The following is a 13007-nucleotide window of genomic DNA, read 5'->3' on the forward strand; positions in this document are numbered from 1 at the left end:
CTCTCCTGTTATCATACTAACACAAAAACGAATAACCTCCTTATAGGAAGGCATTCGTTTCTGTACGTTCACTCTAAATTAGCATGCTTGCCGAACATTTGCTGATTCGTCTGCCCCGTCTTCTCCATCATTCGCAGAATAATAGCATCATAAAAGACCAACATCGTCTGTTCGAATAAAGAAGCCATCGGCTGGATCGTGCTGTAGCTTCCACTGGCCGGATCTTTTGGAGATCCCGGCAGCTTCACTGTGTAGCCCGCTAAACGTCCAACCGTCGAATCCGGCGCAATGGTAACGGCAACAACTTCTGCACCCACCCCTTTGGCTTTCTCAGCCATAGAGATCAACCCTTTCGTCTCACCGGAACCGGAACCGAGGACTAACACATCCCCCTGTTCAATCCCCGGAGTCACCGTTTCGCCTACAACATAAGCCTCTTTACCAACATGCATTAACCGCATAGCAAAGGCCCGTCCCATCAATCCAGATCTGCCCGCTCCAGCCACGAAGATCTTGTTGGACTGAAGCAGCAGCTCCGCCATTCGCTCAGTCTCTTCTTCATCAAGCTGAGATATGGAGCGCTGGAGCTCCTCTATAATTTGCTGCGCGTATTTCATTGTATCCATTGTAATCTTAAGCCTGACTAACTAGACGTTTCATTTCTGCTGCGGCAGCCTTTTGATCCGCTTCACCTGTGATGCCTCCGCCAACGATGACAAGATCAGGGTTCGCGGCGATCACTTCTGGAAGTGTGCTTAGCTTGATCCCTCCAGCGATAGCTGTTTTTGCCTGCTTAACCACACTCTTAATCGCATTTAAATCTGCAAAAGAATTTTTACCTTCCGCTTGATGGTCATATCCAGAGTGCACACAGATATAGTCTACGCCAAGTGCGTCTACTTCAGCCGCTCTTGTTTGGATATCCTTCACATTGATCAGATCAACTAGAATCTCTTTATTGGTTTTCTTCGCTTCCTCCACTGCACCTCTAATGGTAGAATCATCAGAAACACCAAGTACAGTAACGATATCCGCGCCCGCTTCCACGGCCTTCATCACTTCATATCCACCTGCGTCCATGATTTTCAAATCTGCCAACACAGTCAAAGCAGGAAAAGCCTCTTTAATTGCTTTCACTGCATGCAAACCTTCATTTATAACGATAGGTGTTCCAATTTCAACGATATCTATAAATTCGGCAACTTTTGAGACAACCTCTTTCGCTCCCGCAATGTCCACTAAATCCAACGCTAATTGTAATTTCATATTTATTTGCACTCCTCATTAATATATTTTAGTAAGTCATGTACAAATTGTAGTTCCTTACATCCCTCTAGGGAAGTAGGCACTTTATTGTGATGTAGTTACCTGGAGGATACTAATGCGCGGTTAAAGGGCTCTTTTCGACCTAAATTAAAAACGTTTTGTCATTTTTCTGTAAAAATACTGCATTTCCATGAAAGCTGTGCTAATATTACAGTTTGTTTATGAAATTTTAGGAAGTACATCATAATATAAGAAGGTGCACAATGAAGCAAAATAATCACCAGGAATTCAACCTGGTCAAACTGACCTGGCCGATTTTCCTCGAGCTATTCCTCTTTATGCTCATGGGTAGTGTGGATACTTTTATGATCAGTTCAGTGTCCGACGATGCCGTGTCTGGTGTCGGCGCAGCGAATCAGATCATTGCGATAGCAATTTTAGTCCTCAGTGTAATTGGTAACGGTGCAGCTATTGTGGTCTCCCAATATCTCGGTTCCAAAAAACCTCTGGAAGCCGCTCAAGTGACCGGCAATGCCATTACCCTAAACCTGTTAGTCGGCATTCTTCTAAGTACGTTTTTGCTGATATTCGGAGGGACGCTACTGACTGCGCTGAATGTAAAAGGGGATATCCTCATTTACGCCAAAGCCTATATGAATATTGTTGGTGGCGGTATTTTTCTGCAAGCATTAATCAATGCTCTGGCGACTACTATCCGTACTCACGGTTTCACCAAACAGACGATGGTCGTATCCTTGCTGATGAACATTATTCACGTGGTGGGCAACTACCTGCTCATTTATGGTCATTTCGGACTTCCGGCGTTAGGTGTGGAGGGTGCGGCTATCTCAACAGTGATGAGTCGATTTATCTGCCTGATCCTTTTCTTCCTGCTGCTCTACAGAGTGATGGAGGTACGGGTGAAAGTAACCTATTACATTCATCTTTCTAAAAAATACGTGCTGCAAATTCTCAAAATCGGCATCCCGTCCGCTTTTGAATCCATCACTTATCAATCATGCCAGCTTGTATTCACACTCTATATTACTTATTTAGGCGCTGAAGCTATGGCTACTCGCCAGTACGCGCTTAATATTTCCAATTATATTTATTTATTCAGTGTAGCTGTCTCTATGGGAACTTCCATCGTTGTAGGACATCTCGTGGGAGCTAGACGCCCTGATGAAGCCTATAAGCGTGTATTCACCAGTGTAAAGTGGGCGCTGCTGGTTACCGTAATAATAGATGCTGTGGTGATTTTCTTCCGGGTACCGCTATTCGGGCTTTTCACAGACAATGAGAACATCATTAGGATGGGGGCGCAGGTCATATTGCTTAGCTTCTTCCTGGAAACCGGGCGCACAACCAATCTGGTTATCATTAACTCTTTACGCGCCTCGGGCGATGCCAAATTCCCTGTATATATGGGACTGATCTCTATGGTCTGCATGAGCTTACCTCTTGGTTATTTCCTGGTGTTCCAACTTGATCTCGGGTTAGCCGGCGTGTGGATTGCCACTGCGGTGGACGAGTGGGTGAGAGCCGTCATTATGTATTTCCGTTGGAAAAGCCGAGCTTGGGAGAAACATGGACTTATTGAACACGAAGCTCCAGAACACTGTACGCCTTCCGCTACTCCCGCAGCTGTAAATTAACATGTATACTCAGAGGTTCTTTAAGGTCATATCAGATCTTAAGGAACCTTCTTTTTTATTTACGCCAACATTACATAAAATTTGAGAATGAATGAGCCATTCTACGTTACAATAGATAGAACATAATTAACAAAGCTAAAGGAGAGAGCTTCATGCCGGAGGAAACCGGAATTCATGAGTTACTGACGCTCAAAACGATTGCGGAGACTTTGAACAGTTCCAATGAGCTGAGACCCATGCTCGATACAGTCATGGGCAAGCTACTTGAGTTAACCGGAAACACTGCAGGCTGGATCTTCCTGAGCGAAGAATACATGGAATATGAGTGTGCCGCTGATCGAGGTCTGCCACCTGCACTACAACGCGACAATAAACAACCAATGCAGTGCGGAAGCTGCTGGTGCCTAAGCCGCCTATGGGATGATCGGCTCGAGCATGCCGTCAACATTCTAAGCTGCAAGCGGCTCAGTAACGCCAGGCAGTATAACTGGGGCGACACGCTGGGGATCACCCACCACGCTACCGTCCCGCTGCATTCAGGTGAGCGTTACTTGGGACTTATGAATGTGGCTGCACCAGGCAAAGCACATTACGCCGACAGCGAGCTGGCTCTGCTGCAATCCGTGGCTTTGCAAATTGGCAGTGCTATTGAACGGATGCAGTTATATAGCACCGAGCAGCGCCGCGCGAATCTGTACGCCAAATTAGGCGAATTCAGCGCAGCTTTAAATCTAACCGCCAACCAATGTATCTCGCCCAGTATTCTAATCGAGAAAAGCGCCGCCCTGATTGGCGACTATTTCGATTGGCCCTTTACAGCGATTATCGGGCAGCATGAGGGACAATTCGAAGTCCATGCTGCCTATGCGGCTAATATAACGCCGGAAACAGCTCCCTTCCAGCTCTCGGATTCTTTTAAAGTACGTCTAGGAGATATCGCAAAAGGACAACGCTTTGCGACATTAACCCCTGATGAAGAGCAGGAAATTACGAAGTCCTGCTGTTCTGAACAACCTGTTGCGGAGCGTGTTGTGATGCTCGCTGTGCCCTTTCGGCAGATTGCCGCACAAGGTGCAGGAATTCTACTGATCACCTCACCCAAAGCACTAGCTTCCGCAACTGCGGATGGAGAGGTGCTTGAGGCTGTCGCTGAACATATTTCCGCTACATTGGAAAGTGCTCAGCTTGGAGAGAAACGCCGCGAAATTGCGCGTCTTGACGAGCGGAATCGTCTGGCCCGTGACCTGCACGACTCCGTGAACCAGATCCTCTTCTCCCTCTCAATGACCGCCAAAGGCGTGGAAAGCATGCTGAAGCAGGAGCATATCTCCCATCCTGCTACTGAAGCTGTCCGCGATATTCAAGCTTTATCCCAGTCAGCACTCAAAGAAATGCGTGCATTAATTATGCAGCTTCGGCCTGCCGGACTGGAAGCCGGTTTATTGACTGCGCTGCAGGCTCATGGCCAGCAGCTAGGGCTGCTGATACAGACGCAACGGAGCGGTGTTCACGAACTTCCCCGCAATGTGGAGGAAGGGCTGTGGCGCATTGGCCAAGAAGCGCTCAATAATGTACGAAAGCATTCCGAAACCTCTAAAGCGCAGGTATCTCTGCATCTGAATGCAGCCGAGGTGGTACTGAGCGTTGCCGACCAAGGTAAAGGCGGGGCCAAACGGCGTTCTAACACAGACACTAATGAATCTCTTGGACTGCATATTATGAAGGAAAGAGCAGAAGCTCTCTCCGGTCGTATTCATATCCACAGTGTGGAAAATCAAGGCACAACGGTTGAGGCAATCATACCTCTGCCCATCCAATCTACATGAAGTCGGGTGATCATAAATGACGATAAACTTATTATTAGTAGACGACCATGCAATGGTACGCCGTGGGCTGCAAGTATTTCTCTCCACACAACCCGATATCAAGGTTATTGGGGAGGCCTCCAACGGCCGCGAGGCACTGGAAAAAACAGCTGAATTGAACCCGGATGTCATATTAATGGATTTGCATATGCCCATTATGGACGGCATTGAGACCGCTCAAGCACTGAGGATCTCCCACCCGCAGGTCAAGGTCATTGTATTGACCTCCTTTTCGGATCAGGATCATGTGCTCCCGGCTATCCGCGTAGGAATCAAAGGCTATTTGCTTAAAGATATAGAACCAGAAGCGCTGGTAGTTGCGATCCGCAAGGTACATAACGGGCAAGTGGAGCTACATTCCGAGGCTGCCAGCCAACTGATGAATCTAATGGCGACCTCTACACTAGAGCAATTGGAACTTAATGCTTCCGATCCGAACGACCCAAACGCAACACCTGCTGCGATCACCGGATTAGAGCTTCTTACTCCACGCGAGCAAGAAGTATTAGACCTGATTGCGCTCGGTATGAGTAACAAAGAGATTGCCAGCAAGCTGGTCATCACCGAAAAAACCGTTAAGACCCATGTCAGCCACGTTCTCGGAAAGCTAAACTTAGCGGATCGGACTCAGGCTGCCATTTTCGCATTGAAAGGCGGCTATAACGCCTAGAATCAAAACTCCTCTACAACTTTAGTCTTAGACGCTCAGCACAATGGCTAAGCGTTTTTATTATGTATGTTCATTCCATGTGCTGATGTTAACAGAGGCCGATTCAACTATCATTGGTTTATAGCAATTGACCTCACATAGGAGTGGATACAGATGAAAGTGATGATCCTGACAGGCAGTAATCGAAAAGAAGCAACCAGCACGAAGCTGGCAGAACATGCTGCCCATTTCATTAGTCAGCATGGGGAAAAGGTTACCATGTTTGACCTCTACAAACGCCCACTTCCCTTTTATTCACCAGACGAGATTTACACAGAGCATGAACATTTAAACGAGCTTAAACAAGAGATGTTAGCAGCGGATGCAGTAATCTTGGTTACTCCGGAATATCACGGCTCGGTAAGTGGCGTATTAAAAAATGCGATTGATCATCTAGGCCAGGCGCATTTCAACGGTAAAGTTGTGTTATCCGCCAGTTCAGCCGGGGGAGCGGTAGGGATAAGCTCATTACTTCAATTGCAAGCCATCGTACGTAACCTGCACGGTATTAATACACCAGACTGGATCTCCATCGGCGGACTGCAACGCAAGCGGTTCGAGGTCGGGTACGACGGATACGAGGGTGGGCAAGAAATCGAAGATCGCATTCACCTAGTATTAGAAGCATTCCTGAATTTAGCCCGCAAAATCGACAGATCGGCAGGTGCTATCCAATGATCAAAGGACTATATGAAGCACATTTACCAGTAAGCAATCTTGAAGTATCCATCGAATTTTATGAGAAATTAGGTCTGAAAATGGCTTGGCGGGATGAAGAAACTGTATTCTTCTGGATCGAGGAAGGTCGGAGCTGGATTGGTCTTTGGGAAGGCCAGGAGGTTCAAACCCCATACCACCCGTCCTTGCGGCATATTGCCTTCCGTGTCACTTACGAGGACTTGAAGCAATCACTGCAATGGCTGGAATCGATTGGGGTAGAGGCTGTTCCGTTCCGCAACCGGACTTCTGTTGAGCCTTTTATCCGGGCTTATCAAGGAAATGCTTCTGTCTACTTCAACGACCCTGACGGCAACAGCTTGGAATTTATGTGCCACGTAGAGGTCCCTGAACATCTGAAGCCTATTTCAGAGAACATAACCTTAACGGAATGGGAGAAATTACTGCACAGTAAATAAAATACTCAAACAAAAAAACAGCTGCTCCCGTCCAAGGGTCCAGCTGTTTGAGTATATTAGCTTCTTCGATTACTTAATCGAAATGCCCTTCTTCATGGCCTTCATGTCTGCATTCGTATTCACAAGCGTTGGCAGTATCTTCATACTTCTAGTCATGGGAGAGTTGCATTGCCAGCAGGTAGGTACATATTGAAAGGCGAAATTATCGCGCATCCAACCTGTGCAACCTTCCTTGGTACAGGACCAAATTGCTGTGTCTTCTTGCGGAAGTTCCTCCAGTGCTTTTTTACGAAAATACATAAGTACCCCTCCTTGGATCGAATCGAGACGATATCGCTACCCTATTAGGGGCAGATTCATACTATGAAAATAAAAAAGCTGCCCTCAACTTGTGTTAAGGGCAGCCTGATTTTTAAACTACAGTTTTACAACGTTTTCGGCTTGTGGTCCACGAGCGCCTTGAGTTACGTTGAACTCAACGCGTTGGCCTTCGTCCAAAGATTTAAATCCGTCGCCTGTGATTGCGGAGAAGTGTACGAATACGTCGCTTCCACCTTCAACCTCGATAAAACCGAATCCTTTGTCTGCGTTAAACCATTTCACTGTACCTGTTTGCATGATATTACCTCCAATATTTTATTTAACACATGTCCTTTTATTCCTACGTAGTGTACGAACAAATAAAAATTCACACATTGGAAAAGGACTCATACGCACAAATGATAACCTTTTACAATATGTGAATTAAGGGTTAAATTTATGATTGATTTCATTGTACCACACTAAATCACTAAAAGCAATGCGTATGCCTATTTAATTTTCACTCCGGCTCTTATTGCCTGTAAACAGCAGCAGCCGAGCCGGACGAATACCCATGTTAGTCGATATAACCTGCCAATCCTTTATCCATCAAGTAATCCATTTCTGCATCAAGAATGGTCTCTACTGTGATTTCATCCAGCTTCACATCACGTTGGGCAGTGACATAGTCGACCAGATCATCGCTGTCGATGTCTACCTCACCCTTGGCGTTCGCCTTGGCCTTATTGATAAAGGTCTGTTCATGCTTCAATACTAAGCGGATAATTTGCGGATCCACTTTGGTTTTGGCAGATAATACATTTACTAGCTCCTGCTCATTTACTTTGTCACTCATTTTTTAAATTTCATCTCCTTACAATTATTACACAATCATTGTAGCATATTTCGCGCTTTAACGCGTCATTACGCGAAGTATACCGCGGTTTATTCACACTTTTCTTATCATCCCAGCGTCTATAACGTTCCACTTGAAGTAAGTTATTTAATAAAAACAGTTGTGAGGAACATTGACTTGTGCCAAAATATAAAAAAAGTGTTGGACCAAATGAATACTAGAAAAGGCGGTTGAATTCATGAGCTCTGTATCTACCCAGCAATTAGACACAAACAGCAACAAGGCACATCGTTATATCGAAGACGTATACGCACAGGTTGTTGCGCGTAATCCTTTTGAGCCCGAATTTCATCAGGCCGTAAAGGAAATCCTTGAATCTTTGCTTCCAATCCTTGCTGCTGAACCTAAGTATCAGGAAAATGCCATTCTGGAAAGATTGGTTGAGCCAGAACGTTTGATTATGTTCCGTGTTCCTTGGACAGACGATCAAGGTAAGGTCAGAGTTAACCGTGGATATCGTGTACAGTTCAGCAGTGCAATTGGACCTTACAAAGGTGGACTTCGTTTTCACCCATCCGTTAATGCTAGTATTATCAAATTCCTTGGTTTCGAGCAAATCTTCAAAAATGCTCTTACCGGCCAACACATCGGTGGAGGTAAAGGCGGATCCGACTTTGATCCTAAAGGTAAATCCGAAGGCGAAATCATGCGTTTTGCACAAAGCTTCATGACTGAATTGCAAAATTACATCGGTCCTGACCAAGACGTTCCTGCAGGAGATATCGGTGTAGGTGGTCGTGAGATCGGCTACATGTACGGACAATACAAGCGGATCCGCGGAGGATATCCGGCTGGCGTATTGACTGGTAAAGGTATTGGTTACGGCGGAAGTCAGGCTCGGACAGAGGCTACTGGTTACGGTACGGTTTATTTCGTAAACGAGATGCTGAAGGCAAAAGGCCTTTCTTTTGAAGGAAGCCGCGTTGTTGTTTCCGGTTCTGGTAATGTAGCGATCTATGCTATCGAAAAAGCTGTACAGCTAGGCGCTAAAGTCGTAGCTTGTAGTGATTCGGCCGGATATATCTATGACGAAAATGGGATTAACCTCGAAACTGTCCGCCGCCTAAAAGAAGTCGAAAGAAAACGGATTAGTGAATATGTGAATGAACATCCTAACGCTGTGTATACTGAAGATTCCACGCAAATTTGGACCATTCCTTGTGATATCGCCCTTCCGAGTGCTACTCAGAATGAGATTGATGAAGCCATGGCATTGAAACTGATTGAGAATGGTGTAAAAGCAGTAGGCGAAGGTGCCAATATGCCATCCACCCTTGAAGCTATTCATCAGTTCCAACAAGCTGGCGTACTATTCGCACCTGCTAAAGCTGCTAATGCTGGCGGCGTAGCTGTATCTGCGCTTGAAATGGCACAAAACAGCATGCGGTTGTCCTGGAGCTTTGAAGAAGTAGATACGAAGCTGCATGAAATCATGGTTTCCATCTACGAACAATCTGTAAATGCATCAGAGCAATATGGACAGTCCGGCAACCTTGTTGCAGGAGCGAACATCGCTGGATTCAAAAAAGTGGCCGACGCTATGCTGGCTGAAGGTGTAATCTAAATAAATTACCGGCGCTCTAGACACGAACGCCCGACATACAAAAGTCCCCGTAACCGGTCAGTAAGAATCCGGTTACGGGGACTTTTTGTATGTCTAAGCGTTCCATCCGGGGATCTTCCGCAAATCCCCGTCCCCTATCGATTGAGTACTCTCCGCAGTCGTATTGGGGGGTGAAGAAGCCGTACGAATGTAACAGGAATCTATTCCTATCGTTAGTGCCCCTGCAATATCCGTACGGGGATCATTCCCGATCATAATGGCCGAACGCAAATCCGCTCCATAATGCTCAACTAAATAACGAAAAAATAGCGGGTCTGGCTTACTCACTCCTGCTTCGGAGGAAATGGCAATGCCATCGAATAAAGGAAGAATATTCAGCATCGTTAATTCTGCTTCTATAAAGGTTTTCTGGCCGTTGGAGAGCAAAAACACCTTTTTGCCACGTTCTCTTAATGTTTGCAGAATTTCAACCACACCCTCATAAAGTGAGATATGGATCATCGATAATGTCCGCAGCCATCTAACCGTTTCATGTAACCACGCTTGATCCGGTTCTCCACCCAATTGACGGGCCACAGAACGAAACACATCCTCCATTACGAAATCTGGATACTGACAATTCCGCGCGGCTTTGGTGAGCTGTAAATCCCTCTCCCGCAGAAATTGTGCCTGTAGCTCTTTTCCTGTTATGGACATCCCCTGATATCCGAAATGGAGCGATAATCGATCCCATACCTCCGGCTTCTCCTCATCTGTCTGAATATCGATTAATGTGCCATACAGGTCGAAAATATAAGTCTCGTACATCCACCGTCTTCCTTCCTATTATTCTCTCTGTGTTTTATCCTTTAGTACCATTATCGGCGGTTGTCTGGCCCTCCTCCATCCGGTTTGACACCTTTTGATAGAGATAAGAGATACCGAGCAGGCAGATGCCAAAGCTGGCATAAGCTATGATTTTGCTGCCAGTGTTCAGTAGACCCAAATCATAGAGCAGCAGCTTGCCCGTAGCCAGCAGTGTTAATCCAAGGCCGAAGCGCCGGATGTACACATACCTTTTGCGGAAGCCATACATGATAAACAGAACGGCTAATAGTAGATAAATGAGACTAAAAATTAACCCTGCATCACTCAATTGCAATTGCACTCCTAGGAAAGCGGTGATAATGCCGAGTAGATAAATCGCCATGAAAACAGGATAGATCTCCATACTCTTAAACTGGCGATTCAGCGCTGCAATCAGCAGATCACGTCCGCTAAACCAAACAAAGATATTAAAGATAATCAGTACGGCTAGTGCGATATAATCAGCTGCTGTATTTTGCGCGAGATTATTTTGCAGACTTGGCAGGCCTACTGTAATTACTATACAAATGACGTAGCCAACCCCAAACAGAAATCTCACAAAATATTTAACAATCGTGTCATACAGCACCTTCACCTTTGGCAGCACGTACGCCAGAACCAAGGTCCATACAGCGGACAGCAGTAAATTATAGAAGGTTCTATGCGCAAAGTCCTCCGGTACAACCAGATGATACAATCTTCTCGATTCATACAAGCCGTAAATCCAGAAATTTAATAACGCCGCATATTTAAACCACAACGCTAAGGTGATTTCATAAGGTTCGCTGCGCTGAAGAGCATCCTTGCGGTTATGCTGAACTGCATACAACACCGCGACAATCAGCATGCCTGCTGTGATAAAGACATATTTTAGCGGGAAGTAGACATCTCTAAAATTCGTCCATTGATAGTCTGCGACCCACTGCGTCGGTACATTTAGACAGAAGAATACTACAAGGCAGAGCATCATAATGCCCCAGCCTGCCCTTTCCATCCCCTTAAAGCGGTTCAGATTGCCATACAACGTAAGAACGACGCCCTCAATCAGCCAACCGATGGACCACCAAGCCGCTCCAAATTGAAATGGAATCATCAATATGCCGAAGGTCAGTGAAGTGGCGTAGAACAGCAGTATGCTTTCTTTTTCCTGTGGCATCAGCTTCTCAAGCCCTCGACCCAGACCGAGATACAGCAGGCAGAAAAGCAACGCCAGTGCACCATTGTAATCCTTCAGTCCTGCATCCATAAATAAAATATACAAGGTGAGACAGCTAATAAACGTATTACATCCTAAGAGAGAGAAATCCCACCAGGACAGCTTGGAACGATATTTGAACGGGTACCACAAGGTAATTCCCAGATACATCGCAAAAGTCAAAACAGCATAACACATATTAATTCCGTTGCTATCCGACAAAGCTATTAATATGAGCATGGAGGGTGTATTAAATAAGTAGCTGATATAATTGACAACGTTCCAGCGTTTGCGGAAAGAAATCAATAAGATGAATAAATTCAATAGAAACAAGTAACCCATAGCTACATAAACCGCGTTGCCCGAAAGGCCAAACGCCCCCAGATAAGAGTATAAGGGCAGATATCCTCCGATTAAGCCCAGTGCACAAATACTCCGTGATTCATACCTTAAAGACAGGAGTACCGCAGTTAAAGTAACGAGTACAGACAAGGATAACCCTACATATATACTAATAATATCAAGCAGAAAATAGCTATAAAAAATAGAGCCATACAGCACCGAAATCCCGCCGCCAAGCAGCCCTAAAGCGAAGGTGCCTTTTCCTTTGCGGTATAACCACTCCCCGCCTCCCAGCATCAATAACCCCAGTAGAAAAAAAGCGCTTCCCTTCATATAACCTGTGAACCAGTTGGAATAGGTATACCGGAAGCCTGCCCCCACCGCCAAAATCAACAGCAGAATACCCAGCTTGTTAATCCAACTTAGTCCAATCTTCATTTCGATCTGATTTTGTTTTCTTCGGCGCTTCAGCACCTCTTCACTGATCTCTTCCGAGGCAAAATCATGTAATCCATTATCCATGCCCGAGTTGAGGCGAAGTTCCGCTTCCCTCATTCTCTGCCGCTGTGCCAGCACACGCTCATTTAATTCTGCCGCCAACGCCCCAAGTCGACTGGATATCTCTGCTTGTTCCTCACCCAGCTGCCTGGAGGCTGTATGGTACAGCTGCTGAATATGACGTTTCGTCTCCACTTCAAAAGCCGTCAGACGATCTGTATGAGCATGGCTTCTAGAGGAAAAATAAGTCTGCAGCTTCTGCCTCGACACTTTAAGAATGCCCAGCTTTTCATCTAAAATCTGTTCCGTTAGCGCAACTCTTAGCTCAGTATTCTCTTCTTGAAGCTTACCTACCTGAGTCTTTAGCTCGACCAAAGCAAGCTTATGCTTCTCATATTGCTTCTTCAAGTATTCATTCTCGTTGACCAGATCGTGACTTTCATATTCCGCAATCAGAGCCTCATATTCCTTAATAAGCCCGTCCTGCTGTACCTTCATGAATCTCAGTCGATCTTTGAATGACTCCATAGCGCCTCCTTATGTGAGCGATTGTTAATACTTACATATTACTACATATAGCTGTGGGGTCTTATGCTTTTTTTATATTTGCAGTGAATGAAGATTACGATCGGGATGCAAAAAAACTGCAACATTTTGGAGGGGTGTCCCGTCAGAATAATAACAACACTAACAAAAGATTTTAAAAGGAGCTCAC

13 protein-coding genes are annotated in these 13007 nt (G+C 45.6%); 6 read left to right on the forward strand and 7 right to left on the reverse strand.

Going from position 1 to position 13007, the window contains the following annotated elements; genetic code table 11:
- Positions 1-68: 68 nt before the first annotated feature.
- Positions 69-626: a 6-phospho-3-hexuloisomerase gene (gene hxlB, locus NSQ50_RS29745; protein ID WP_036682124.1), complete on the reverse strand. Its 558-nt coding sequence runs from the start codon at positions 624-626 to the stop codon at positions 69-71.
- A gap of 7 nt (positions 627-633) precedes the next feature.
- The gene (gene hxlA / locus NSQ50_RS29750; protein WP_036682127.1) at positions 634-1266 is read right to left on the reverse strand and encodes a 3-hexulose-6-phosphate synthase; all 633 of its coding nucleotides are present in this window, start codon (positions 1264-1266) and stop codon (positions 634-636) included.
- Positions 1267-1529: 263 nt separating this feature from the next.
- Here hxlA and NSQ50_RS29755 point away from each other — a divergent pair, with 263 nt between their 5' ends.
- The 5 genes from NSQ50_RS29755 (at position 1530) to NSQ50_RS29775 (ending at position 6631) form a co-directional block, all read left to right on the forward strand.
- Positions 1530-2921 (forward strand): MATE family efflux transporter, encoded by a 1392-nt coding sequence (locus NSQ50_RS29755; RefSeq protein ID WP_038573751.1) that lies wholly within the window; start codon positions 1530-1532, stop codon positions 2919-2921.
- 152 nt (positions 2922-3073) lie between these two features.
- Positions 3074-4747 carry a GAF domain-containing sensor histidine kinase gene (locus NSQ50_RS29760; protein WP_076222374.1) on the forward strand — a complete coding sequence of 558 codons (1674 nt, stop codon included), beginning with the start codon at positions 3074-3076 and terminating at the stop codon, positions 4745-4747.
- Positions 4748-4763: 16 nt separating this feature from the next.
- On the forward strand, positions 4764-5456 hold the full coding sequence (locus NSQ50_RS29765) for a response regulator (protein ID WP_038573755.1): 693 nt from the start codon (positions 4764-4766) through the stop codon (positions 5454-5456).
- Positions 5457-5609: 153 nt separating this feature from the next.
- The gene (locus NSQ50_RS29770) at positions 5610-6173 is read left to right on the forward strand and encodes an NADPH-dependent FMN reductase (protein ID WP_038573757.1); all 564 of its coding nucleotides are present in this window, start codon (positions 5610-5612) and stop codon (positions 6171-6173) included.
- Positions 6170-6631 carry a VOC family protein gene (locus NSQ50_RS29775; protein ID WP_036682137.1) on the forward strand — a complete coding sequence of 154 codons (462 nt, stop codon included), beginning with the start codon at positions 6170-6172 and terminating at the stop codon, positions 6629-6631. Before NSQ50_RS29770 ends, NSQ50_RS29775 begins: the two co-directional genes overlap by 4 nt.
- Before the next feature lie 69 nt (positions 6632-6700).
- Here the strand turns inward: NSQ50_RS29775 and NSQ50_RS29780 are convergent, their stop codons facing one another.
- The 3 genes from NSQ50_RS29780 to NSQ50_RS29790 all read right to left on the reverse strand — a co-directional run bounded on the left by NSQ50_RS29780 (position 6701) and on the right by NSQ50_RS29790 (position 7787).
- The gene (locus tag NSQ50_RS29780; protein ID WP_036682139.1) at positions 6701-6931 is read right to left on the reverse strand and encodes a cold-shock protein; all 231 of its coding nucleotides are present in this window, start codon (positions 6929-6931) and stop codon (positions 6701-6703) included.
- Between the two features lie 117 nt (positions 6932-7048).
- A complete protein-coding gene (locus tag NSQ50_RS29785) occupies positions 7049-7249 on the reverse strand; it encodes a cold-shock protein (RefSeq protein WP_019914790.1) in 201 nt (66 codons plus the stop codon).
- A gap of 259 nt (positions 7250-7508) precedes the next feature.
- The gene (locus NSQ50_RS29790; RefSeq protein WP_038573758.1) at positions 7509-7787 is read right to left on the reverse strand and encodes a hypothetical protein; all 279 of its coding nucleotides are present in this window, start codon (positions 7785-7787) and stop codon (positions 7509-7511) included.
- 238 nt (positions 7788-8025) lie between these two features.
- Here NSQ50_RS29790 and gdhA point away from each other — a divergent pair, with 238 nt between their 5' ends.
- On the forward strand, positions 8026-9411 hold the full coding sequence (gene gdhA, locus NSQ50_RS29795; protein ID WP_036682144.1) for an NADP-specific glutamate dehydrogenase: 1386 nt from the start codon (positions 8026-8028) through the stop codon (positions 9409-9411).
- A 93-nt stretch (positions 9412-9504) separates the two neighbouring features.
- Here the strand turns inward: gdhA and NSQ50_RS29800 are convergent, their stop codons facing one another.
- Both NSQ50_RS29800 and NSQ50_RS29805 read right to left on the reverse strand, forming a co-directional pair.
- Positions 9505-10218: an HAD family hydrolase gene (locus NSQ50_RS29800; protein WP_076140660.1), complete on the reverse strand. Its 714-nt coding sequence runs from the start codon at positions 10216-10218 to the stop codon at positions 9505-9507.
- Between the two features lie 34 nt (positions 10219-10252).
- Positions 10253-12820 carry a DUF2339 domain-containing protein gene (locus NSQ50_RS29805; RefSeq protein ID WP_076140658.1) on the reverse strand — a complete coding sequence of 856 codons (2568 nt, stop codon included), beginning with the start codon at positions 12818-12820 and terminating at the stop codon, positions 10253-10255.
- Between the last annotated feature and the right edge of the window lie 187 nt (positions 12821-13007).

The sequence above is a fragment of the Paenibacillus sp. FSL R10-2788 genome (genome assembly GCF_038003885.1).
Classification (GTDB): Bacteria; Bacillota; Bacilli; order Paenibacillales; family Paenibacillaceae; genus Paenibacillus_AQ; species Paenibacillus_AQ odorifer.